The sequence below is a fragment of the Geobacter sp. 60473 genome (genome assembly GCF_036323535.1).
Taxonomy (GTDB): Bacteria; Desulfobacterota; Desulfuromonadia; order Geobacterales; family Geobacteraceae; genus Geobacter; species Geobacter sulfurreducens.
On sequence record NZ_AP028967.1, the window covers coordinates 1,691,403 to 1,715,464 of the forward strand.

A 24,062-nucleotide genomic window follows, 5' to 3' on the forward strand; every position below is an offset into this window, starting at 1 on the left:
GACATGGACCTCTTTGATGCACCCGCTGCAGCCGAAACCCTGAGGAATGCTCCCCTTGCCGAACGGATGCGTCCCCGCACCCTGGACGAGTACGTGGGACAGGAGCACTTGCTGGGCGAAGGGAAACTCCTGCGCCGACTGATCGAGTCGGACACTCTCACCTCCCTCATCTTCTGGGGCCCTCCGGGCTCGGGCAAAACAACCCTCGCCCGGGTCATCGCCAATGCAACAAAATCTCACTTCATCTTCTTTTCCGCCATCCTCTCGGGAATCAAGGAAATCCGCGAGATAGTAAAGGAAGCGGAGGAGGAAAAAAAGTACCGGGGCCGCAACACCATCCTCTTCGTGGATGAGATCCACCGGTTCAACAAAAGCCAGCAGGATGCGTTCCTCCCCTACGTGGAACGGGGAACCTTCACCATCATCGGCGCCACCACCGAGAATCCCTCCTTCGAGGTGGTGGCGCCGCTCCTCTCACGCTGCAAAGTGCTCGTGCTCAATCCGCTTTCGCGGGAAGATGTGGAGCAGATCCTGCGGAACGCCCTGGCCGATCCGGAGCGCGGTCTCGGCACGAGCGGCCTTGCCGCGGACGACGATGCCCTTGCCTTCATGGCAGAGCAGTCGGGCGGCGACGGCAGGGTCGCCCTGAACACCCTGGAAACGGCTGCCCGTCTGGCTACAAACGGCCGAATCGACCTGGAGGCCGTCCGCGAAGCGATTCAGAAAAAGCCGCTGCTCTATGACAAGGGGGGCGAAGAGCACTACAACGTGATCTCGGCGTTCATCAAGTCCATGCGCGGCAGCGATCCGGACGGTGCCCTCTACTGGCTCGCCCGCATGATCGAGGCCGGTGAGGACCCTCTCTTCATCCTGCGGCGAATGGTGATCCTGGCCAGCGAAGACATCGGCAACGCCGACCCCCGGGCGCTCCAGGTGGCCGTTGCAGCACTCCAGGGGTTCCAGCTCGTGGGCATGCCCGAGGGACGGATTATCATGGCCCAGGCCGTCACCTATCTAGCCACAGCGCCCAAGTCAAACGCCTCCTACGCCGGCATCGACGCGGCCCTGGCTGAAGTCCGGAAAAGCGGAGCCCTCCCCGTGCCGCTTCACATCCGTAACGCGCCCACACGGCTCATGAAGGACTTGGGCTACCATAAGGGGTACAAATACGCCCATGACTATGAGGAAGGCTACACGCCCCAGAACTATCTGCCGGAACGGCTTGAAGGAAAACGATTCTATGCCCCACGGGGACATGGCTACGAGAAGACCATAAAAGAACGCATGGACTACATCCGCACACTCAAGGAGAACGACAGCGAATGAAAAAGATCGGCATACTCACCAGCGGCGGCGACTGCTCGGGCATGAACGCCGCTATCCGGGCCGCTGTGCGCACGGCTATCCGCATGAATATCGAAGTGATCGGTTTCCGTAAAGGCTACCTTGGGCTCATGAAAGGGGATGCCATCCCCCTGGACACCAAGGCGGTCTCGGGCATTCTCCACCGGGGGGGCACCTTTCTCCAGTCGGCCCGCTCCCCCGAGTTCAAAACACCGGAAGGACAGCGCACGGCCCTGAACAACCTGAAAGCCCTCGGCGTCGAGGGGATAGTGGTAATGGGCGGCGACGGATCGCTCACCGGCGCCCTGGCCCTTCACGGCCTGGGAGTGCCGGTGGTGGGCATTCCCGCCAGCATCGACAACGACATCCCGTTCACCGACATGTCCCTGGGGGTCGATACGGCCCTCAACAACATCATTTACGCCGTTGACTGTATCAAGGACACGGCCAGCTCTCACGCGCGGGCCTTTGTCATCGAGGTTATGGGGCGCCATTCGGGCTACCTGGCCAGCATCTCCGCCATCGCCACCGGCGCCGAGTACGCCCTGGTCCCCGAACGGGAATACGATCTGGCCGAGATCTGCCAGCAGTTGCGGGCACGTTACGAGGAGGGGCGCGACAATGCCATCATCATTCTGGCGGAGGGGGCCGGTCATGGCCACGAAATCGCCAACAGCATCAAGGATGCCATCGGCTTCGAGACGCGGGTGACGGTGCTGGGTCACTACCAGCGCGGAGGCGCGCCGACGGTTTTCGACCGGCTGCTGGCGAGCCGCTTCGGCAAGAAATCAGTGGAACTGCTGGTGGCAGGCACGTGGGGAGTGATGGTGGGACTGTCCTGCAATGCAATCCTCGCCACCCCCCTGGAGGATGTCATCAAGGGTGAAAAGCGTCCTCAGGACGAGGTGCTACGGCTGGCGGAGGTGCTGGGCGTGTGAGGAGGGGGCCGGCGCCGTGCGGCGCCGGTCAACCGAGGAAATCCACAATCTCGCGATGGTGCTCCATCCGATGGGCAGCAGGGAGCGGGGCCTTGTAGGCCACGAAGGGGACGCCTGCAGCTTTGGCCGACAGCCGGTCCACCTCGGAATCACCCACGAACAGAGCCTCCCGCGGATCGATGCCGAAGTGTTCCAGCACCTTCAGCAGGGGTTCCGGGTGGGGCTTCGGGTTCGTCACCCGTGACGCGGTCATGACAATGCTGAAATAGGAGTCGAGACTGAACGACCGGAGCACCATGTCCATGGAGGTCGACCGGTTGGTGCAGACGCCGAGTCCCACCCTCCCCTTCAGGGTGTCGAGGGCCTCGCGGAATCCCTCCTCCATTATCATGAGCGGGACCAGTTCCCGGTAGTCGATGGCACCGGCACACCGGACCGCCTCCTCCCAGTCGCCGGGTGACGGGAAGAAATAAGCCAGCACCTCCCGATTGGCGTACGTGTGGAGGATGCGCATCTGCTCCTCGTTATCCCTGCTGAGCCGGGGGCGGCCCATCATCTCCATGATCCGTTGGTAAAACGCGAGGTTAGCCTCGAATGAATCGAACATGACCCCGTCACAATCGTAGATTACCGCCTTGATGGCCCCGCCGTTACTGCTCACCGCCACTCCTCGCCTTTTCGAGATACTCTTCCCACTCCAGGGGGAGGAGGTATTTCTTTCGGTTATTGCATTCCTTGCAGGCCGGCACCACGTTTCCCCTGCTGCTCTTGCCACCGCGCACGATGGGGACCACATGGTCCATGGTCAGCTCCTCGGGCGGAAAATCCCCCCCGCACCAGTGGCACGTACGCCGGCTGATGACCGTCTGCCACCAACGGCTCCGGCGCAGTTCTCGGGCTTTGTCCTTCTCCCGCCGGATATCCTGATCCGACACTTCCACTACGAAATAGGTCATGGCTCCCTGCCACACGCTACCGGCGTTCGTTCCGGTACGCATCGATGGCACTGCGCGCCAGGGCATCGCATCGCTCGTTCTCCAGGTGCCCGTTGTGGCCCCGTACCCAGACCCACCGGACCTGATGCTTCCCGGTCAGCTCCCTGAGCCGCTCCCAGAGATCGCGGTTCAGGACCGGCTCCTTCCGGCTGTTCACCCACCCCCGCCGCACCCAGCCGGTGAGCCATTCAGTCATCCCCTTCACCAGATATTGGGAATCGGTGGTGATCGTCACGGCACAGGGACGGCTGAGGGCTTCCAGCGCCTTGATGGCAGCGGTAAGCTCCATCCGGTTATTCGTTGTATCGCCATCGGCGCCCGAAAGCTCCTTTTCCGCGCTGCCGTAACGCAGGATCGCGCCGTATCCCCCCACTCCGGGGTTGCCGCTGCAGGCGCCGTCGCAGAACACCTCAACTTCTGCCGACATAGGCATCCTCCCCCTTGAGCAAGTCGGCAATGGCATCCATTACCCGATCCACGATGAGTTGGTGGGTTTCCTTGCAGTCATCCCGGACAAAAAGATCGTCCAGTTCCAGAGGGGCACCGAACACTACCATGCCCTCCTGCCCCAGGCCGGGAAACTTCCATCGGTTGAGCCCGATGAGAGCCGTGGGAACAACGGTAACACGGGTGTCGTAAATGATCTTGCCGACCCCGCGGTTCCCCTTGCCGAGCACGCCGTCCTTATGGCGGGTTCCTTCGGGGAAGAGCATCACCTTTTCGGTCCGGAGAAGATCGTTTATGGTCTTGCCGGCACGAACGTCCCTGCCCCGCTTGACCGGGAAGGCACCCCAGGAGCTGTACAGAAAACGCTGGAAGGGCTTGGCAAAGAGCTCCTCCTTGGCGGGAGCCCAGACCATCCGGAATGGATGGGAACGCAGAATCGCCCAGGGAAGAAAGATGGTCTCGTAGGCCGAGATATGGTTGGATGCGATGAGGACGCCGCCGTTCGGGGGGATATGCTCCGTCCCCTTGACGCGGAACCTGTTGATGAGCGATGCGTAGCTGCCGACGACGAATGCGGAAAACGTCACCCAGAACCGACGAAGAAACGATACCTTCAAATGAGCCTCTCTGTACAGATGTTGTTATCTTATAGCATGGTTCCGGAAATAACGGCAACGGTAATGCTGTCCGTCACGGGAGCTCCGGATCCGATGCCGTGCCGAAAAAGAACGAGGGAGGCATGTCGTGCCCCCCTCTTCTCGTCATCTCTCCACGAAGGATCCGGATCAGAACGAACCGTCGATCACGGCCGCTACCATCAGAGCATCTCGCCCAGATATGTCCGGATGTCGTGGCCATCAATCCTGCCGTTGCCGTTACTGTCCGGGATGAGGGAGCCGGCTCCGGAACCTTTGAGCATCTGCCTGACGTCGCCGGGCGTAATCACCCCCGCGCCATCTGCATCAAAGGCGTCAGTCACCGACTGGGCACTGAAGCCGGTGACCGCCCCGGCGGGGACATCGGAACTCCTGCGATACACGGTTACGGTGAAGGACTGGTATGCCTTCAGTCCCTTGGCGTCGGACACTCCGACCTTGACCGTATAGGTACCCGTATTCTTCGGCGTCCACTGGATGAGGCCGGTCGACGAGCTGATGCTCATCCCCGAAGGGCGTGTCACCAGTTCGTAGGTAACGGTATCGCCGTCGGGGTCCGTTGCGTTCACGTCGTACCGATAGACCCTGTCCCGAACCGCCGCCGTTGCTGGAGCAGAGGTGATTACCGGCGGCAGATTGACGGCCCTTGGGACCACTGTCCATGCAAATGTAGTGCTGATCGAGGCTATCCCGTCGCTGGCGGTCACGGTTACGGTGTAGGGGCCAGCTGCGGCGGCACCGACAGAGATGGTGCCGCTGATGAGACCGGTGCCAGCGTTGATGCCGAGCCCGGCCGGCAGTCCCGTGGCGCTGAAGCTCAGAAGATCGCCATCCGCATCGGATGCGCTGATCTGCAGTCTGATAGCGGTATTTTCAGTGCCCGTTTGCGAGCCTGGGTTGCTCATGGCAGGCGGGGTATTGCTCCCTGCTGCCCGCACCGTCCAGTTGAAGCTGGTACGGTTGCTCTTCAGGGTGTCGGTAACGGTTACCGATACCGAATAGGGGCTGCCGACCGCAGCTCCCGCAGCGACTGTGCCGCTGATGAGCCCCGTGGATTCATCAATGCTGAGACCGGAAGGAAGGCCCGTGGCACTGTAGAAAATCTTGTCGCCGTTGCTGTCGCTGGCCTTGATCTGGAGGTTCACCGGCCTCTCCTCCCATGTCGACTGATTGCCGGGATTCGTAACCGTTGGAGCGCTGTTGCTGCTTCTGACCCTGAGCGTATAGCTCTGGGTCGCCTTCAGCCCCTTTGCATCCGCAACCTCTACCGTTACTGCGTAGCTGCCGGAATCTTCGGGCGTCCACGAAATAAGGCCCGTGGAGGAATTGATGGTCATGCGCGAGGGACGCTGGACAAGCCGGTAGGTCAGTGCGTCGTTATTGGGATCAACGGCGTTGACGTCGTAGCGGTACGCCTTCTCCTTTTCCGCGATCAGGATCGGGGAGGAAATGATCACCGGCGGCTCGTTGACGACCTGACTGTTCACGGTCCAACTGAATGTTGTACTTGACGTCGTCATGCCGTCTGCCACGGTGACAACGACATTGTACGTCCCGGCGACGGTGGCGGTGCCACTGATGAGACCCGAACCGGAGTTGATGGCAAGGCCCGAGGGAAGGTCCGAGGCACTGTAAATGAGGCTGTCGCCGCAATTCTGGTCAGTGGCCTGGATCTGCAGACTCACGCCATTGTTCAGGGTACTGCTCTGGTTGGCAGGCTTGGTCACTATCGGCGCGACGTTGGTTTTGGTTACCACCCATGAGAACATGGTACTGCCGCTGAGGTTACCCGGGTCCTTGGCCATTATGGTCACAGGGTAGGTCCCGGCGCTGCAATAAGGTATGTTACCGCTGATCAGGCCGGTTTTGCTGTTCATGGTGAGGCCCGGCGGCAGGCCGGCGGCACTGTAGGTGAGGCCGTCTCCGTTGACATCGGTGGCCTGGATTTGGAGGCTGACGCTGCCATTCTCGGGACTGGCCTGATCGGCGGGCTTGGTTACCACCGGAGCAGTCGGCGGTATGATGACCATCCAGGTAAAGGTCGTTCTGGTCGTAGCCGTTCCATCGGTCACGGAAACGGTTATCGTGTAGGTTCCCACAGTGGTGGGGATGCCGCTGATGAGACCTGTAGCACTGTTGATGCTGAGACCTGTCGGCAGCCCAGAGGCACTGTAGGTGAGGGCATCGCCATCTGCGTCGATCGCCTGGATCTGGAGGTTGACCATTACATCCTTGTCGCTGGTCTGGTCCGCAGGCTTTATAACGGCTGGAGGCTGCTGAGGCGCCATAGTGACGGTGATGCTCACGCTCCTGGTGGCCGTGGTGTAGTTGACGGCATCGGCGGGCGTGAAGGTGGCCGTCAGGGTGACCGGGCCCGCGGTGGAGAGAACGGTGCCGGCTGCAGGATTGTAGCTGAAGCTGCCGGCTACGTCGGCAGTGGCGTTGAGCTGGCTCGACCCGAGGACCGTGCCCGCATAGACCGCTGCCGGCTCGGCCCAACTGATGGCGGGAACGGCACGGGCGATTGCGAGTGTTCCCGTGGCGCTGCCGCTGTAGTTGGCATCGGTGACCGTGGCGACGACGGGGTAGCTCCCGGCGGCTGTCGGCGCGCTGCTGCCCCCGGCATAGGTGAGGTTGATGCCGAGGCCAGGCGGGGTCGTGCTGGCGGCAACGGCCTTTGGCGTGCCGTCATAGGTGGCGCTCAGGCCGGTGAGCGATACGGAGGCAACGGCCTTGTCAACCGTCAGGCTGACGGTGGCGCTGGCGCTGGTGTATGCGTTCGGGTCGCTCGGGGTGAAAACCACCGACAGGGTCCGGGTCCCGGCGTTGAGGACAGTGCCGGCGGCAGGGGTGTACGCGAAGGTGCCGGGCACGCTCGCCGTGGCGTTGAGCTGGGTGCCGCCGAGAGCTGTCCCGTAGGTGATGGCACCAGGAGTCGCCCAACTGATGCTCGGGGTCTGCTTGGTGTTGACGGTGATGCTCACGCTCCTGGTGGCCGTGGTGTAGTTGACGGCATCGGCGGGCGTGAAGGTGGCCGTCAGGGTGACCGGGCCCGCGGTGGAGAGAACGGTGCCGGCTGCAGGATTGTAGCTGAAGCTGCCGGCTACGTCGGCAGTGGCGTTGAGCTGGCTCGACCCGAGGACCGTGCCCGCATAGACCGCTGCCGGCTCGGCCCAACTGATGGCGGGAACGGCACGGGCGATTGCGAGTGTTCCCGTGGCGCTGCCGCTGTAGTTGGCATCGGTGACCGTGGCGACGACGGGGTAGCTCCCGGCGGCTGTCGGCGCGCTGCTGCCCCCGGCATAGGTGAGGTTGATGCCGAGGCCAGGCGGGGTCGTGCTGGCGGCAACGGCCTTTGGCGTGCCGTCATAGGTGGCGCTCAGGCCGGTGAGCGATACGGAGGCAACGGCCTTGTCAACCGTCAGGCTGACGGTGGCGCTGGCGCTGGTGTATGCGTTCGGGTCGCTCGGGGTGAAAACCACCGACAGGGTCCGGGTCCCGGCGTTGAGGACAGTGCCGGCGGCAGGGGTGTACGCGAAGGTGCCGGGCACGCTCGCCGTGGCGTTGAGCTGGGTGCCGCCGAGAGCTGTCCCGTAGGTGATGGCACCAGGAGTCGCCCAACTGATGCTCGGGGTCTGCTTGGTGTTGACGGTGATGCTCACGCTCCTGGTGGCCGTGGTGTAGTTGACGGCATCGGCGGGCGTGAAGGTGGCCGTCAGGGTGACCGGGCCCGCGGTGGAGAGAACGGTGCCGGCTGCAGGATTGTAGCTGAAGCTGCCGGCTACGTCGGCAGTGGCGTTGAGCTGGCTCGACCCGAGGACCGTGCCCGCATAGACCGCTGCCGGCTCGGCCCAACTGATGGCGGGAACGGCACGGGCGATTGCGAGTGTTCCCGTGGCGCTGCCGCTGTAGTTGGCATCGGTGACCGTGGCGACGACGGGGTAGCTCCCGGCGGCTGTCGGCGCGCTGCTGCCCCCGGCATAGGTGAGGTTGATGCCGAGGCCAGGCGGGGTCGTGCTGGCGGCAACGGCCTTTGGCGTGCCGTCATAGGTGGCGCTCAGGCCGGTGAGCGATACGGAGGCAACGGCCTTGTCAACCGTCAGGCTGACGGTGGCGCTGGCGCTGGTGTATGCGTTCGGGTCGCTCGGGGTGAAAACCACCGACAGGGTCCGGGTCCCGGCGTTGAGGACAGTGCCGGCGGCAGGGGTGTACGCGAAGGTGCCGGGCACGCTCGCCGTGGCGTTGAGCTGGGTGCCGCCGAGAGCTGTCCCGTAGGTGATGGCACCAGGAGTCGCCCAACTGATGCTCGGGGTCTGCTTGGTGTTGACGGTGATGCTCACGCTCCTGGTGGCCGTGGTGTAGTTGACGGCATCGGCGGGCGTGAAGGTGGCCGTCAGGGTGACCGGGCCCGCGGTGGAGAGAACGGTGCCGGCTGCAGGATTGTAGCTGAAGCTGCCGGCTACGTCGGCAGTGGCGTTGAGCTGGCTCGACCCGAGGACCGTGCCCGCATAGACCGCTGCCGGCTCGGCCCAACTGATGGCGGGAACGGCACGGGCGATTGCGAGTGTTCCCGTGGCGCTGCCGCTGTAGTTGGCATCGGTGACCGTGGCGACGACGGGGTAGCTCCCGGCGGCTGTCGGCGCGCTGCTGCCCCCGGCATAGGTGAGGTTGATGCCGAGGCCAGGCGGGGTCGTGCTGGCGGCAACGGCCTTTGGCGTGCCGTCATAGGTGGCGCTCAGGCCGGTGAGCGATACGGAGGCAACGGCCTTGTCAACCGTCAGGCTGACGGTGGCGCTGGCGCTGGTGTATGCGTTCGGGTCGCTCGGGGTGAAAACCACCGACAGGGTCCGGGTCCCGGCGTTGAGGACAGTGCCGGCGGCAGGGGTGTACGCGAAGGTGCCGGGCACGCTCGCCGTGGCGTTGAGCTGGGTGCCGCCGAGAGCTGTCCCGTAGGTGATGGCACCAGGAGTCGCCCAACTGATGCTCGGGGTCTGCTTGGTGTTGACGGTGATGCTCACGCTCCTGGTGGCCGTGGTGTAGTTGACGGCATCGGCGGGCGTGAAGGTGGCCGTCAGGGTGACCGGGCCCGCGGTGGAGAGAACGGTGCCGGCTGCAGGATTGTAGCTGAAGCTGCCGGCTACGTCGGCAGTGGCGTTGAGCTGGCTCGACCCGAGGACCGTGCCCGCATAGACCGCTGCCGGCTCGGCCCAACTGATGGCGGGAACGGCACGGGCGATTGCGAGTGTTCCCGTGGCGCTGCCGCTGTAGTTGGCATCGGTGACCGTGGCGACGACGGGGTAGCTCCCGGCGGCTGTCGGCGCGCTGCTGCCCCCGGCATAGGTGAGGTTGATGCCGAGGCCAGGCGGGGTCGTGCTGGCGGCAACGGCCTTTGGCGTGCCGTCATAGGTGGCGCTCAGGCCGGTGAGCGATACGGAGGCAACGGCCTTGTCAACCGTCAGGCTGACGGTGGCGCTGGCGCTGGTGTATGCGTTCGGGTCGCTCGGGGTGAAAACCACCGACAGGGTCCGGGTCCCGGCGTTGAGGACAGTGCCGGCGGCAGGGGTGTACACGAAGGTGCCGGGCACGCTCGCCGTGGCGTTGAGCTGGGTGCCGCCGAGAGCTGTCCCGTAGGTGATGGCACCAGGAGTCGCCCAACTGATGCTCGGGGTCTGCTTGACATAGGCCGTCACGGTCCAGGTAAAACTTGCGCTTCCTTTGGCGTTGGAGGGGTCGGTGGCGGTGACGGTGACGGTGTAGGGGCTGCCGGCGGCGGCGCTGTAGTCAATGGTTCCGGTAATGGCACCCGTAGAAGCGTTGATGGCAAGGCCCGCAGGCAGGCCCGTGGCGCTGTAGGTAAGAGCGTCACCATCAGGGTCGGTGCCGGCGACGGTAAGGTTGATGACCGTCCCCTCAACATTCGTGCGGTTCGCCGGAGCGATGACACCCGGCGCACGGTTCACGTCGGTCACGGTCCAGGAAAAACTCACGCTGCTGCTGGTTATCCCATCACCAACCATAACTCTTACAGAGTAGATGCCGGCAGCCGTGTAACCCAGGGTGCCGGTGATAACTCCGGAAGATGAATTGATGCTAAGCCCCGGAGGAAGTCCAGTGGCACTGTAGGCAAGGGTGTTGTTGTCCGCATCGGACGCCTGGATCTGGAGATTGACCGCCGTCCCCTCGGGGGTAGACTGGTCAGCCGGCATTGTTACCACCGGAGCCCTGTTCGTGTCGGTCACCAGCAGCGTGTAGGTCTGAGTGGCAAAGAGGCCAGTCGGATCGCTCACCTTTACCGTCACAGTATAGCTGCCGGCATCGGTATAACCAGGATTCCAAGAGATGAGCCCGGCCGGCGAGATCGTCATGCCCGGGGGGGATGCTGTCAGACTGTAGGTAAGAGCGTCGCCGTCCGGGTCGCTGGCGGAGACGGCGTATCCATACGCGGCACCCTCGCTTACCGAGGTGACGGCAGTTGACGTGATGCCCGGCGCACGATTGAGCTTCGTTACCGTTACCGTAAAGGTCTGGGTGGCGGAGAGCGCCCCGTCGCTTACCGTTACTACAACCGTATGTGCGCCGGCCTGGGATGCGAGAGGAGTCCAGGAGATGGTGCCGTTCGCGGCAATCGACATGCCCGAGGGCGCAGTGGTGAGTGCATAGGTGAGGGAGTCGCCGTTGGGATCGCTCGCCACCACCTGATAACTGTACAGGGCTCCTTCCGTGGCGCTCGTCACCGGCGAGGAAGCGATCAACGGAGCTTGGTTGACCTTGCCGTCAGTGACCGTAATGGTGAAGCTCTGGGTTGTCCTGTTGAACTTCGTATCAGTCACCGCCACGATGACATCCCAGTTGGCCGGTGTCGAGCTTGAGGGTGTCCAGGTGAGGGTGCCGGTGGTCATGCCCATTGCCATGCCGGTGGGAAGCGTTTTGCCCGTGGGCGCGCTGATGCTGTAGTAGAGCGTGTCCCCGTCCGGGTCCGTGGCGGAGACGGTGTAAGAGTAGAGTTGCCCCACAACGGCGGCTGTCACGGGACTCGATGCAATGACCGGCGGCCTGTTGGCCGGAGCCACGGCGACCGAGAAGCTCTGGGTAGCGGCGAGCTGACCGTCGCTCACCCGCACGGTTACCGGGAAGGTTCCGGTCTGGCTGTTCGTGGGGGTCCACTGGACAAGGCCGGCCGAGCTGATTGACATGCCCGACGGCGCGGCGTCAAAGGAGTAGGTCAGTACCGTGCCGGCATCGGCGTCGGAGGCGCGCACCTGGTACGTGTAAAGGGCGGACGCGGACGCAGCGGTTGCGGGCACTGAGGAAATCTGCGGCGGATGGTTGCAGAGCGCGATCGTATCCTGCACATAGCGGGGATAGGTTTCATCGCTCAATCCCATGGTCAGGTTGTTGGCCGTGTTTGCCGCGATGTCACGGGGCGAATTGTACAGGACCGTTGCCTGGAACGTCTGCTGCCCGGCGCCTTTGGCAAGCAGGGGCAAACTCCAGACAATCTCCCGCGTGTCCGCCTTGTACTCTCCCCCGTTGGTTGCGGAGACAAAGTCAATGCCGGCGGGTAGCTTGTCTGAAATCAGAAGGTTGTGCAGATCGATGGTATTGACCGTGTTGTCGTAGGTATAGGTGTAGGTGAGCGGCTGAGCGTATGCCGCGCACTGGCCGGGATGGGTCTTGGCAAGGAACAGGGGCTTCGAGGGGTATGCCTCGTCGGCAATCTCGAAGGAGACGGAGCCGTTCGCGGGGATCGCCAGGTCCCACTGGAGCGCGAACTGAACGTCCGCATTGGTATTGGTGTACGGGCCGCCGAAATTATCGAGATTGTAAGGAGTGGAGCCATTGGCGAGGAGGCCGATGAACTGAGTCATGTCGACGCCGTATCTGCTGGGCGAAAGGGTTGACGACTGAACCACGCTGTAGCCGTTGCCGTTCTTGTCGCTGGTACTCGTGAAGCCGGACTGGAAGGCCCTTTTCCCCACGATGGCCACGTTGTCGTTACTGAAGGGAAGACTCAGGTCGTAATCGGAGTAGGCATAGAAATGGAAGTCAAGAGGGGAACCTCTAAGGTTCTTGATCGTGATGACTCGTTTCAGGGTGGACCTTTTGCTCCCCGTCGCGCCACCCGTAAGGCGATAGGCAACTTCAACGGAATAGGTGCCGTCCAGGGAGGTATAGACAAGGGCAAGCGCCGCAGGGTCCGCCTGGTTCGCCGGACGCGTGACGGTGAACATGCCTTCGGCGTCAACGTCATTGGATATCAGCGGATACTCGGGCCCGGAGGTCCCGACACGGCAGTAGAAGCCCAACTGGCTCACTATCTGCTTGCCGTCGATCGTCCAGCCGTATACGCCGTAGGTGGAGGCATCTTCGAAATTCACCGTGGAATTCCGGCTGGACAGAGTCCAATCGGCAGCCTCCACGACACCGGAGGCAATGCCGAGCCCCACCAGCACAGCCACCGCGACCGCCCTGCACAAACTTGCTAGAGTTTTCATTTCCACACGCTCCTCGTACTTGCAGTTCCCGACTGAAAAGGCTCCGTCATAGCGTCATTGAATACGAATATCTATTGTTGCTGCGCGCTTCAGCTCTTCAACGATTTCCTCGACCTTCTTGCGTTGGTAATCCTTTGCCAGATACTGCTCGATGAAATCCCGCATCTCTTCGAAGGTCCTGACCGTTTCGGGATGCCGTTCCATCACCCTGATAATGTGAAACCCATGGTGCGTCTTGACGATTCCGCTCGTCTCACCCGGTTTGAGGGAAAAGGCGACCTGGTCGAACTCGCGCGGCATGAAGCCCCGCTGAATCTCTCCCAGATCTCCGCCCTTGGCGGCACTGGCGCAATCGGAGCTCTCGCTGGCAAGAACGGCAAAATCGGCGCCGGCGCCAATCCGGTCGCGAATGCCCTCGATCTTTTTCCGGGCCTCCGCCTGAGTCTCCGGGGAAGCCTCTTTTTCGACCTTCACCAGGATATGCCGGACAGCGATTGTCTCAGGCTTTTTAAAACCGGACTTGTTCTTTTCGTAATAGGCCCTGAGATCCGTTTCGGGAACCTTGATCGCATCGATGCCGCGCGAGGCCAGATAGGCGTCCACAAGGACGTCGCGGCGAGCGGTGTCGTTAAGTCTGTCCTCGGACGGTGCCACCACGCTCCCGCCCCGGGATACGCTCGAACCGATGGCTTCCCGGCGGGCCTGAATCTTTTTGGACAGATCGGCAGGATTCAGCTTTTCGCCCGCCTGGGCCAGCAACTCCATCGCAATAAGCTTATCGAGCTCCTGGCGCTCGACTCTCTTCTTCTGCTCGTCGGTAACCTTACGCCCGGCTCCCCTCCGTCGACTCAAGGCAAATTCGACGAAATGATCGAGTTCGTCCCGGAAGATGACGGCGCCGTTCACAACAGCCGCAGCGGCTCTGCCGGAGGGAGCGACGGCCGTTTCGGCGCCGGGCGCGGACGGAACGCTTCCCAGCAAGCACAGAATGGTAATAATGAGGTTGCGTACTGTCTTCATCGTGCCCGCCCGACTCACAGCTGCTCCGGAACGGCCGTCACCCGCGCCGATGTTCCCGGTTTGCCGTGGGGGATCAGCACCAGCCTGACAGTGCCGGATGCCGTGTAGCTGAACGATACCGCCCCTTCAGTCCCACGCCGGAAGCGGATAAAGCTCACAAGAGGCCCGTCGGCGCTCCCGACGCGGACTTCAAGCGCCTGCAACGTCGCTCCCGTAATGTCCAGCCGGTAGGTCGAGTTCGCCAGATCAAGGGCTGCAGCAGATGCACACCGTTTCCCCCGCGGCGTGGTGACCACCGTCTCAATGTTCGGCGGCGACAGAACGGCCTTGGCTACGTCAACGAGGCCGTAACCATAGTAGATGTCCCTGCCCATTTCACCCAGGTCCCGGGCGGCTGCCGCAAGTCGTTGCCTGACCTCGTCGGCAACGGAACGGTTGCCGTTGGTGTCGGTGATGCCGGCCGAGATGAGAAGCGCCGCCGCACCGGTGACATGGGGTGCGGCCTGCGATGTGCCGAAGTTGGTGCGGTAGCCGCCGCCGATCGCCGTGGAATAGATATTGTGCCCCGGTGCGGCCAATTCGACCTGGGGACCGTAACTGGAAAACGTTCCAAGCGTGTCGTCCTGGTAGGTGGCGGAAACCGCCACGACCGAATCGAAAGCGGCGGGATAGAGTACGACCCCCGGCGAGAAATTGCCGGCCGAAGCCACCAGCACGATTCCCGATCGATAGGCCAGATCGCAGACATCCTTGAGCGCCTGAGAGAACTCCATGCTGCCGAAGCTCATGTTGACGACCTGCATCCGGTTCTCGATGGCCCACTCGATGCCGGCGATAATGTCGCTCAACTCTCCGCCGAGGCCGCCGTTAAGCACCTTGACCGCATAGAGCTCCGCTGCGGGCGCGACGCCGACCACACCGGTACCGTTGTTGCGGGCGGCGATGATCCCGGCCACGTGGGTGCCATGGCTGAGGGAGTATGCGTCGTCCATGGGATCGTTGTTGTCTGCTACAAAGTTGTACCCCCCCTTGTAGTTGTCATTCAAATCGGGATGCGTGTAATCAATGCCCGTATCGAGCACTGCCACCCGGACCCCCGCGCCGGTGATGCCGGCCGCCGCAACCTGGTCGGCACCGATGTGCTGCACGCCCCACGCTGCGGCAGACTCCTCCGGCGAAGCCGCGACCGGTTCAATGGACGAAAGCACGAAGTCCGTCTCCACGTAGGCAACGTCGGGATCTTTCTTCAGGCGCTCGATCTCTTCTTCGGACAGGGTTGCCGATATGGCGTTTACCGCAGAGTGCGTCCTCTTGACGCGACCGCCGTGCCGATAGACCTTCTCTTTGTGGCGAACGTCCCTTTTTTCCACCGTGGAGCGAAATCCTACAATGACCTTCCTGTCGGCGGCAAAAGCGTCACCCAGAGGAGGCAGCAGGATAAAAAGAGCCGTAACGGCGAGCAGATACCTCATGGTGCACGTATCCCTTCACGTTCGACGATGGTGAATCACATCGCGAATGCATGTAAATGATGTCTGGGGAGGAGATGGAGGGCAGGGGAACGAATCCCCTGCCCCGTTGGTCGGAAAGGTATTACCGTTTGACTTTCTTCGGAGCCGCCAGGATTTTGCCGGAGAGCGGACCGTTGATGGTTTTTACGGTCACGTAGCCGTTGGTTGCAAAGTCCGGGCTGGTGGCAACCACCTTGGTGTCGCTCCAGGAAATGACGTTTGCCTGGGTGGTTCCGGCGTACACACCGATACCGGCGTCGTACTCGGAGCTCGGTGCCGGTCCGAAACCGGTGCCGGTAATGGTAAGGGTCTTGCCTGTCGCAAGGGTGGCGGAGGCAATGATCCGCGCCGGCGCGACGGTGAGCTTGGCAAGGTTGCTGACCTTGTTGGCCTTGGTGATGCGGAGCTCGTAGACGCCTTCAACGAGGGCGGGTACGGACACCTTGATCTCGCTTTCGGTGACCGAGAAGGGAGTGAGTGTCAGGCTCGTGCTGCCGCTGACGAGCGCAACAGTGGGCTGATAGGTGGTCACGCCGTCGGGTCCGACGTTGACGAAGCTGGAGCCGACGATGGTCAGGACGGCTTCCTTGCCCGCGGTGACCGTGTAGCTGCTCTGGCCGTTGATGGCGGGCACGGTGGCATTGGTGTAGGGCGAGGAATTACCGAACCAGGACCAGTGACAGCCCTGGCAGTCCCAGTTGTTGCCGATGTGGCCCCAGCCCAGATCCTCCAGCCCCGGCTTGACCGTGCCGAGGTTGGCGGCATTGGGGCTGTCCTTCTGGATATTGTGGAGCGAGTTCACGCCGTGGCAGACCTCGCACTGGCGGATCGGTACATTGGAGGACGTATTGTGGCAGAGGTTGCAGTCGGTGATGCCGGTGCCGTGGTGAGTATCCTGGTTGCTGAAGATCGGGCGGACCGTATTGGTCTTCGGATCGATGGCGTTGGGTGCGGCCTGGTGGCATGCTTCGCAGCCCTGAACGATAACAACTTTGCCATCCGTAGCGGTTACAGACCTGCCGCTCGGCATCGGAGTGACGGAGCTTGCGCTGTAGGTCGGAATGTAGTGGCCGTCAAGCGGGTTGTCGATGAAGTTGCCGTGGCAGTACTTGCAGTCCTTGGCAACAGCGGCGGGAGAGGTGTGGTGCGGAGTCTGGGTGTGGCAGTTGAAACAGTTTCTGAAATCCTGGAAGGTAAAACCGCCCGAGCCGTCGGAAACCATGACGTGGCAACCGGTGGCAAGGGTCGGGGGGACAGTGCCGGAGGTATTGATGCAGCTTGCCGGCGGCGTAACCGTGTTGATCAGGGCGTGATGCTGCTGGACGAGCACCGTGTCGCTGACGTGACACTCGAGACAGTCGGCTTTGGTCAGGTTGGGAAACTTGGTATCGTAGATCCCCAGGAACTGGTTTACCGGCGGGGGCGGAACAGCTGCACCCACCATTGCTGCGCCGGTTAAGACAACGGCTGCGAGCGATGCGCCAATCAGTACCTTTTTCTTCATTCCTTTCTGCTCCTTTCTTGTGAAGACTCCATTATGAAAGATTAACATTACATTCAAAGCGATTGACGTATTCCTTCCTCCTTGCCACCTCCTTTCGGCATGTCATGTCCCCTCACTCTGGCAAATTCAATGCATGGTTCTGCGACTAAAAGGCGCTGCATCGGACTACCGCAACAGGACGCATACACATTGACCGGCAGACCCGCATGTCTCTGCGTCCGGCGATGCGCAGGCCGGAATGGTCTTCGGGCAGATTTTTCAGATGGTACCTTGTTGTGTTCAGGGGGCGAGCAGGGCCGGGATATCACATCACATATATCATTAAGCAGGATAAACACAACTGTGTACTGTAGCTATTCAGAGCTTTTTGTCAACATACTTTTAAAGGCCATTTTAACGTTCAGCAACAAATTAGCAACACACATACCTGCAATCCCGCCAGACAAGAATTTGACGTTCTCTTCCACCAAGCTCGCCTGATACGCTATTTTACTACACATAATTAACAGCGACAGACTAGCAGCACCTATCTGACCGGATCAAGCCGGTCAATTTTACGTCAATTGACTGCCGTCACCGTGAAATAGCCAGCCCCTTAAAGGCGGCACTTGCGACTGAATCATTACCAAACTTACATGAAACAACGAAAACACAGCATGTTGCATTTAATTAATATATTCAATTACTGCCAACAACCATATCCTCTAATGTTAACACTATCTCAAAATTGCAAGCGTCGAGCCGAAATTTTTGATCCAATGGAAGGCATATGGAGTCATCCCAGGCGATTTGATGAGTCACAACAGGGTCAGTCCGAATCTCATGCGCAATTTCCCTAACTTCAGTTTGAAAATTGCACCTGATATTTTTTTTGCGATCTCAGCTGCCCGATTCTCGAAAATCAGTCCAACTACCGATCATGTATACATAATTTCGTTTTATCCACGATTCGCCCGTAAATTCAGAGTATTAGGACTACCCTTCGTATCCTCGCTGTTAGTCGTTCGAGCGAGACAGCATAATGGCGGTGTACGCTTCGAGGCCACCTGCAGGCGTAAACTATTGTTTTAGTGATATTTATATGTATTTTACCTCTTGTTTGCCCATCTAATCTCTTCTATAGTTTAGTAAAAGAAAGCAACTCAAAGGAGAAAAGAGCCATGAAATGCCCTATCTGCAACGATCACACGGGAATCGCCATTGATATGCACTCTGACGGCTATGCCGATAATCTGCTGGAATGCACCACCTGCGGTGCGATCTGGATTCAGGAATTTGAAGGGATTGTTCTGCTCAACAAGAAGGTTGCGTAAGGCGGGCCGCCTTCTCCTAGAACATGAAGCGTCGCATGCTGATGTTAAGGAGAATGCCAATGCCCATCATTGATGTGATCATGGATGTGCCGCCGTAGGAAAACAGAGGCAATGGCACCCCGACCACGGGGAAGAGACCGATTACCATGCCGATGTTGATGATGATGTGCCAGAACAGCATGGCAGTTACGCCCACCGCCACGAGGCTGCCGAAACGGTCGTTGCAGCGCCGTGCTATCTGGAGCCCCCACAGAATGAGCACCACGTAAAGCAGCAGGACAACCAGACTCCCCACAAATCCCCACTCCTCGGCAAAAACGGAAAATGCGAAGTCCGTGTGCTGTTCCGGCAGGAAGCGGAGCTGACTCTGGGTCCCCTGGAGGAATCCCTTGCCGGACAGTCCGCCCGATCCCACGGCAATCTTGCTCTGGATGATGTGGTACCCCGTTCCGAGCGGGTCCCTCTCCGGATCCAGAAAGTTGAGAACCCTGTTTTTCTGATAATCCCTGAGATAGTAATGCCAGCCAAGCCAGACGGCCGGTACGGTGGCAATACATACGGCAGCCAGCGCGGAAAGTCGGATGCCGACAAACGCGAGCATGGACCAGGCAATAAGGATGACAAGTATCGCCGTGCCCAGATCGGGCTGCTTCATGATGAGAATGGCGGGCGCGCCGATCATGAGGGCGGGCAAGGTCAGCTCCCGCAGCCCCAGACCGCCGGACATCGGAATATTGGCCAGGATGCGGGCCATGGTGATGATCCCTATGATTTTCATAGGCTCAGATGGCTGAACACTGATAAATCCCAGATGAAGCCATCGGGTGGCTCCCATTGAAGTCCTGCCGAAAGCCAGAACCACGAGCAGGAGCAGGAACAGGATGCCGTAGAACCAGAAGGCAACATCCTCCAGCAAGTGGTAGTCGATGCTGCAGACCAGCAGCATGATGGCGAGACCGACCAAAATCCAGGACATCTGCTTGAGATAGTAAGGTGTGCCCGACAGAACGTACGACGACGAAGCGCTGTAGATGTTCACCACGCCCACCGCGCAGATCAGCAGCACGAGCCCCAGCAGCATCCAGTCGAAATTGGTTATGAGCCGTCGGTCGATCATTGTCTATTCCTGAGCCTCGCGGGGCTGCGCCCTTTCATCGGATGTCGCGTCTTCACCGGAGCCGCCGTCCCCGACGGCTGGTCCCTTCCCGTCTTTGACCGGTCGGCGGATGACGCCCTTCCCTTCGAAGTAGGCGCGCAGGATACTGCCGGCAATGGGTGCCGCTGCCGAGCCTCCGTGCTCGCCGTGTTCGATCACGACCGCAACAGCAACTTCGGGGTGCTCATAGGGGGCGTAGGCCACGAAGAGGGCGTGATCGCGATACTGATAGGGGATAAAGCCGCGCGTATCCCTCAGCTTGACGACCTGCGAGGTCCCCGTCTTGCCTGCGACCCGGACATCAGGAATCCGTGACATGCCGCCGGTACCACCCGACTCGTTCACGACAGCCCACAGTCCTTCCTTGACCGACTGGAAACTGCGCGGCGAAATATCTGCCCGGGTGATGATCTCCGGCTGAAACTCCCTGAGGACCTTGCCGTCGCGGTCGATGATCCGCTTTACCAGCCGGGGCCGGTACACGACACCGTCCGTGGCAATGGCAGCAGTCATGGACGCCAGTTGGATGGGGGTCATGAGGACATAGCCCTGGCCAATGGCCGCGCTCAACGTATCCCCCTGGAACCACTTGATCTTGTGCCGTTGGAGCTTCCAGGCTGAGGTGGGAATGAGCCCTCCCTTTTCATTGTCCAGGCCAATCCCCATGGGGGCGCCAAGGGCAAACTTTTGCGCGTAGGCTGAAAGCCGGTCGATGCCGAGCTTCTCGCCGAGGACATAGAAGTAGACGTCGCACGACTCGCGAAGGGCACGCCTCAAATCGACCGCTCCGTGGCCCTTTTTGTCCCAGCAGCGGAACGTGTCGTTCCCAAGCGTATAGGATCCCTTGCAGGTGACCGTGGTGTGGTCGTCGATAATCCCCTCTTCAAGCCCTGCCAGAGCGGTAATGACCTTGTAGGTCGATCCCGGCGGATACTGCCCCTTCAAGGCCTTGTTCTCCAAGGGATGGCGCTTGTCTTCCAGGTATTGTTTCCAGATTTCGGGAGGCATCCTGCCGGCGAACAGCGCCGGATCGAATTCGGGATTGCTGACGAATGCCAGAATTTCCCCGGTATTCACTTCCATGACCACCGCAGCTCCCGCCTGGTCGCCGAAGGCCTGCTCCGCCCTCTTCTGAAGTTGCGCGTCGATGGTCAGGACCAAACTCGATCCCATGGTGGGGGGCGTCTCGGCAATTGTCCTCAGGATCCGCCCCCGGGCATCAACCTCGATCTGCCGTCCACCGTCGTGGCCATGGAGTACCTCTTCCCAGCTGCGCTCAATCCCGCTCTTGCCCAGGTAATCGCCTGAATTGTAGCCGACAAAGGCAGGATTTTTCAGCTCTTCGTCCGAGATTTCACCGATGTAGCCCAGCAGGTGAGCCGCCAGTGTACCGTTCTCATACTGACGTACCGGCTTCATCTCGACCTCGATGCCGGGGAGCCAGAGCCGTTTCTCCTCCAGAAGTTCCAGTTGGTCACGGGTGATCCCCGATGCGAGAACGATGGGATAGTAACGGGCACGCCCCTTCCCTTTCTCCCACTTTTTGACGAGCTCATCCCTGTCGGCACCAAGGAGGGTCACCAGTTGATTGACCAGCCAATCGCGATCGCGGACTTCCTGGGGAATGACGGCAACGCTGAAGGAAGGACGGTTGCTCACCAGGACCGCTCCATTACGGTCGAATATGGTCCCGCGGGACGCCGCGACGGGCACGAGGCGCAGCCGGTTGTTTTCGGAAAGGCTCTGAAAATCCTCAGCCTTGATAATCTGGAGGTACCAGAGCCGCGTGACGAGGATGAAGAAAAACACCCCCACTGCGATAAGCAGCACGACCAGCTGCCGCTTCGGCTCCTGCGTATCGCGTATGAAGCGCTGACCGTTCATCGAATGTCCCCCGACCGTGCAAGGGGGGTGAAGGTGAAGACGATGGAGGCGACAAGGGCGTTCACGAGGCTCTGGGGGACCAGCCCTTCGAGCAGCGAGGCATAGATGCCGTGGGAAGAGGAGAACAGAAGCAGCAGGAGCAGGCTGAATAGGCCGCTGACCATGGTTGCCGAGAAGGTGCCGAGGATCATGAGCGAACGGCGGTCAGTGTAGAGGCGCCCGGCCACGAGGCTGAACAGCAGGAAAATAACCAGGTAGGAAAAGGCGTTGAGCCCCAGATAGAGCCCGCTGAACGAATCATGCAGAAGACCGAGGGCAAAGGCGAGCACTCCCCAGCCAAGCCCCTCGCGCAGCCCCATGAACACTATGAACAGAATAAGCAGGTTCGGTTTAAAGGGATCGGCGATGTGCGCCGGAATAACGGACACTTGCAGGACGATCGCGGCAAAGACGAGAATGGCGTACCAGATGAGCTTAATCATTGTTCCGGGGAATCAGCACGAGTACTTCCTCGAGCCGGGCGATATTGACGGCGGGGCGTATGTTGATGTTCTGAAAGATTCCGTACTCCCCCTTCTTTACCATGGTGACCTCACCGATCACCAGCCCCTTGGGGAAAATCCCTCCCATACCGGAACTGACCACCACGTCGCCGACTTTCACATCCTCTTCCCGCAGGGAAAACTCGAGGCTGCAGAGCCCTCCCCCCTGGCCCTTGACCACCCCGCGGGCCCGGGAGCGCTGCACCACGGCAGCTATGCCGCTGGCATGGTCCGTGAGCAGCAACACCCGGGAACTGCCCGCGGCAACCTTGACCAGCTGGCCGACCACACCGCTGGCGGCAACCACCGGCATCCCTTCCGCGAGACCATCCACGGCGCCCCGGTTGATGACCAGCGTCTTGAACCAGGGAGAGTTGTCTTCTCCGATGACCTGGGCGGCCACCGAGGGGAGTCCGACCGTTCCCTTCAAGCCGAGGAGCTGCCGCAACCGGCCGTTTTCATGAATTGCCTCGCGGTTTTCCATGATCCGGCCGTTCAGGATCTTGACCGACTCACGCAACGCCTTGTTCTCGCGGCGGACATCAACCAGATCAATGTAATCACCCCAGACGCTTCCCACAAAGGTGCTGACCCGTGATCCCAGATTGTAAACTGGTGCAAACAGGTCGATGACCACCCGCTCGAACAGGTTGGCCTGCTCCTTCTGGCGAAGGTTCAGGGAGTAGAAGGTGAGTGCGGCCAGCAGGGCCACGCCCGCCACGATATAGACTCGATATTTTCTGATCAGCTCCAGCATTCAATGCTCGCAGCGCACGTCAACTCCGTGATGGGTACAAACGCACAAGGGAGGCAATGCCCCCCTGCGGTCAGCGTAAATCCGGCCTATTGTGTCGGAATGGTCAATCCAGGATGAAGGGGGACCCGGCAACGTCCTCGTGGCGGATCTCATCTACCGGCGAGGCCTTGCCCTCTCCGGCATACAGCCTGTTGGGCGCGTTGAACACGATGCCGTCACCGCTGCCGACATTCTTGTAGGCATGGACGATGCCCGGCGGCACGATGACGGCCACGGGCGCATCGACCCCGGCGAACAGTGTCTGTTTCACGCCGTGGGTCGGCGAACCGGGCCGGGCGTCCCAGAGATAGACCTTGAAATTGGACGGACCGATAAAGCAGAACCAGTCGGTCTGGTCCACGTGCTCGTGGGGCCCCCGGGCAATGCCCGGCCGGGTCATGGAAACGTAGGCCATGACCGGCATGGTCGCGGGATCGGTTTCGTCGCTGCGGAAAAGCTCGGCGAGCCAGCCCCGCTCGTCCAGGAACTTGCCAAGAGGCTTCACCACCACGTCGTGGATCTTGCCGCGGGTGAACTCGGGACTAACGCTCATGAACAACACCTCCGCACAGTTCGGTTTCATTGTAGATACGGGTCAGGTAGTCCCGGTAGGACGACTTGGGAGTCTCGGCGATAACCTCGGCCATCCGGCGGCAGTCGATGAATCCCATGCGCAGGGCGATTTCCTCCAGGCAGGCGATCTTCAACCCCTGGCGTGCCTCGAGGGTGCCGATGAAGTGTGATGCCTCCAGCAGGCTCTGGTGAGTTCCGGTATCGAGCCAGGCAATGCCGCGCCCGAGTCTTTCCACCATGAGCTCGCCCCGCCGCAGGTATTCCAGGTTCACGTCAGTGATCTCCAGCTCACCCCGGGGAGACGGCGCCAGGTTGCGGGCGATCTCCGCCACCCGGCCGTCGTAGAGATAAAGGCCGGGGACGGCATAGTTGCTTTTGGGGTGGGTTGGCTTTTCCTCGATGCCGATGGCTTTGCCGGTGCCGTCGAACTGGACGACGCCGTAGCGTTCGGGGTCGTTCACGTAGTATCCGAAGATCCAGGCTCCCGTCGTGAAATCCCGCACCAGGCGGTCGAGCCCCATCTTGCCGTAAAAAATGTTGTCTCCCAGGATCAGGCAGACCGGGTCACCGGCGATGAACTCCTCGCCCACCAGGAACGCCTGGGCGATTCCCTTGGGTTCGGGTTGCACCTTGTAGGTAAGGGTTATCCCCCAGCGGGAGCCGTCGCCCAGGAGCGCCTGGAAGCGGGGGGTATCGTGGGGGGTCGAGATGATCAGGATGTCCTTGATCCCCGCCATCATGAGCGTGGCAAGGGGATAGTAGATCATCGGCTTGTCGTAGACCGGCTGGAGCTGCTTGCTGGCGACGAGCGTAAGGGGGTAGAGACGGCTGCCGGCTCCGCCGGCAAGTATGATTCCCTTGGAAATGGCCATGGACTCTCCTGAACTC

At 61.0% G+C, this 24,062-nt stretch carries 17 protein-coding genes; 3 read left to right on the top strand and 14 right to left on the bottom strand.

The window, feature by feature from the left end:
- Positions 1-3: 3 nt before the first annotated feature.
- Complete coding sequence (locus AABA48_RS07715) at positions 4-1,326, top strand: replication-associated recombination protein A (RefSeq protein ID WP_286352511.1); 1,323 nt, start codon at positions 4-6, stop codon at positions 1,324-1,326.
- On the top strand, positions 1,323-2,282 hold the full coding sequence (pfkA, locus tag AABA48_RS07720) for a 6-phosphofructokinase (RefSeq protein ID WP_286352288.1): 960 nt from the start codon (positions 1,323-1,325) through the stop codon (positions 2,280-2,282). Before AABA48_RS07715 ends, pfkA begins: the two co-directional genes overlap by 4 nt.
- A gap of 28 nt (positions 2,283-2,310) precedes the next feature.
- Here pfkA and AABA48_RS07725 read toward each other — a convergent pair whose 3' ends face one another.
- From AABA48_RS07725 to AABA48_RS07760, 8 genes are all read right to left on the bottom strand, one after another.
- Positions 2,311-2,943 carry an HAD family hydrolase gene (locus AABA48_RS07725; RefSeq protein WP_286352287.1) on the bottom strand — a complete coding sequence of 211 codons (633 nt, stop codon included), beginning with the start codon at positions 2,941-2,943 and terminating at the stop codon, positions 2,311-2,313.
- Positions 2,933-3,238: an HNH endonuclease gene (locus AABA48_RS07730; protein ID WP_286352286.1), complete on the bottom strand. Its 306-nt coding sequence runs from the start codon at positions 3,236-3,238 to the stop codon at positions 2,933-2,935. The genes AABA48_RS07725 and AABA48_RS07730 overlap by 11 nt, the downstream gene beginning before the upstream one ends.
- Positions 3,239-3,254: 16 nt before the next feature.
- A complete protein-coding gene (gene rnhA / locus AABA48_RS07735; protein WP_286352285.1) occupies positions 3,255-3,704 on the bottom strand; it encodes a ribonuclease HI in 450 nt (149 codons plus the stop codon).
- The gene (locus AABA48_RS07740) at positions 3,688-4,341 is read right to left on the bottom strand and encodes a lysophospholipid acyltransferase family protein (RefSeq protein WP_286352284.1); all 654 of its coding nucleotides are present in this window, start codon (positions 4,339-4,341) and stop codon (positions 3,688-3,690) included. Before AABA48_RS07740 ends, rnhA begins: the two co-directional genes overlap by 17 nt.
- Positions 4,342-4,541: 200 nt before the next feature.
- A complete protein-coding gene (locus AABA48_RS07745) occupies positions 4,542-12,875 on the bottom strand; it encodes a putative Ig domain-containing protein (RefSeq protein ID WP_338271261.1) in 8,334 nt (2,777 codons plus the stop codon).
- A 54-nt stretch (positions 12,876-12,929) separates the two neighbouring features.
- Positions 12,930-13,895, bottom strand: a complete 966-nt coding sequence (locus AABA48_RS07750) for a peptidylprolyl isomerase (protein ID WP_010942716.1) — start codon at positions 13,893-13,895, stop codon at positions 12,930-12,932.
- Between the two features lie 14 nt (positions 13,896-13,909).
- Entirely contained in the window at positions 13,910-15,367 is a 1,458-nt protein-coding gene (locus AABA48_RS07755; RefSeq protein ID WP_286352282.1) for a S8 family peptidase, read from the bottom strand.
- Positions 15,368-15,488: 121 nt separating this feature from the next.
- Positions 15,489-16,910 carry an IPT/TIG domain-containing protein gene (locus tag AABA48_RS07760; RefSeq protein ID WP_286352281.1) on the bottom strand — a complete coding sequence of 474 codons (1,422 nt, stop codon included), beginning with the start codon at positions 16,908-16,910 and terminating at the stop codon, positions 15,489-15,491.
- Between the two features lie 1,160 nt (positions 16,911-18,070).
- On the opposite strand from AABA48_RS07760, the gene AABA48_RS07765 reads away from it, so the two are divergent.
- Positions 18,071-18,223, top strand: a complete 153-nt coding sequence (locus tag AABA48_RS07765; RefSeq protein ID WP_010942719.1) for a hypothetical protein — start codon at positions 18,071-18,073, stop codon at positions 18,221-18,223.
- 16 nt (positions 18,224-18,239) lie between these two features.
- Here the strand turns inward: AABA48_RS07765 and rodA are convergent, their stop codons facing one another.
- The 6 genes from rodA to rfbA form a co-directional block, all read right to left on the bottom strand.
- Positions 18,240-19,340, bottom strand: a complete 1,101-nt coding sequence (gene rodA, locus AABA48_RS07770; protein WP_286352280.1) for a rod shape-determining protein RodA — start codon at positions 19,338-19,340, stop codon at positions 18,240-18,242.
- 3 nt (positions 19,341-19,343) lie between these two features.
- Positions 19,344-21,263 carry a penicillin-binding protein 2 gene (mrdA, locus tag AABA48_RS07775; RefSeq protein WP_286352279.1) on the bottom strand — a complete coding sequence of 640 codons (1,920 nt, stop codon included), beginning with the start codon at positions 21,261-21,263 and terminating at the stop codon, positions 19,344-19,346.
- Positions 21,260-21,745, bottom strand: coding sequence for a rod shape-determining protein MreD (mreD, locus tag AABA48_RS07780; protein ID WP_286352278.1), 486 nt, complete (start codon positions 21,743-21,745; stop codon positions 21,260-21,262). The genes mrdA and mreD overlap by 4 nt, the downstream gene beginning before the upstream one ends.
- Complete coding sequence (gene mreC, locus AABA48_RS07785; protein WP_286352277.1) at positions 21,738-22,562, bottom strand: rod shape-determining protein MreC; 825 nt, start codon at positions 22,560-22,562, stop codon at positions 21,738-21,740. The genes mreD and mreC overlap by 8 nt, the downstream gene beginning before the upstream one ends.
- Positions 22,563-22,665: 103 nt before the next feature.
- Positions 22,666-23,154 (bottom strand): dTDP-4-dehydrorhamnose 3,5-epimerase family protein, encoded by a 489-nt coding sequence (locus AABA48_RS07790; RefSeq protein WP_214302459.1) that lies wholly within the window; start codon positions 23,152-23,154, stop codon positions 22,666-22,668.
- Complete coding sequence (gene rfbA / locus AABA48_RS07795) at positions 23,144-24,046, bottom strand: glucose-1-phosphate thymidylyltransferase RfbA (protein WP_214302461.1); 903 nt, start codon at positions 24,044-24,046, stop codon at positions 23,144-23,146. The genes AABA48_RS07790 and rfbA overlap by 11 nt, the downstream gene beginning before the upstream one ends.
- Positions 24,047-24,062 lie beyond the last annotated feature (16 nt).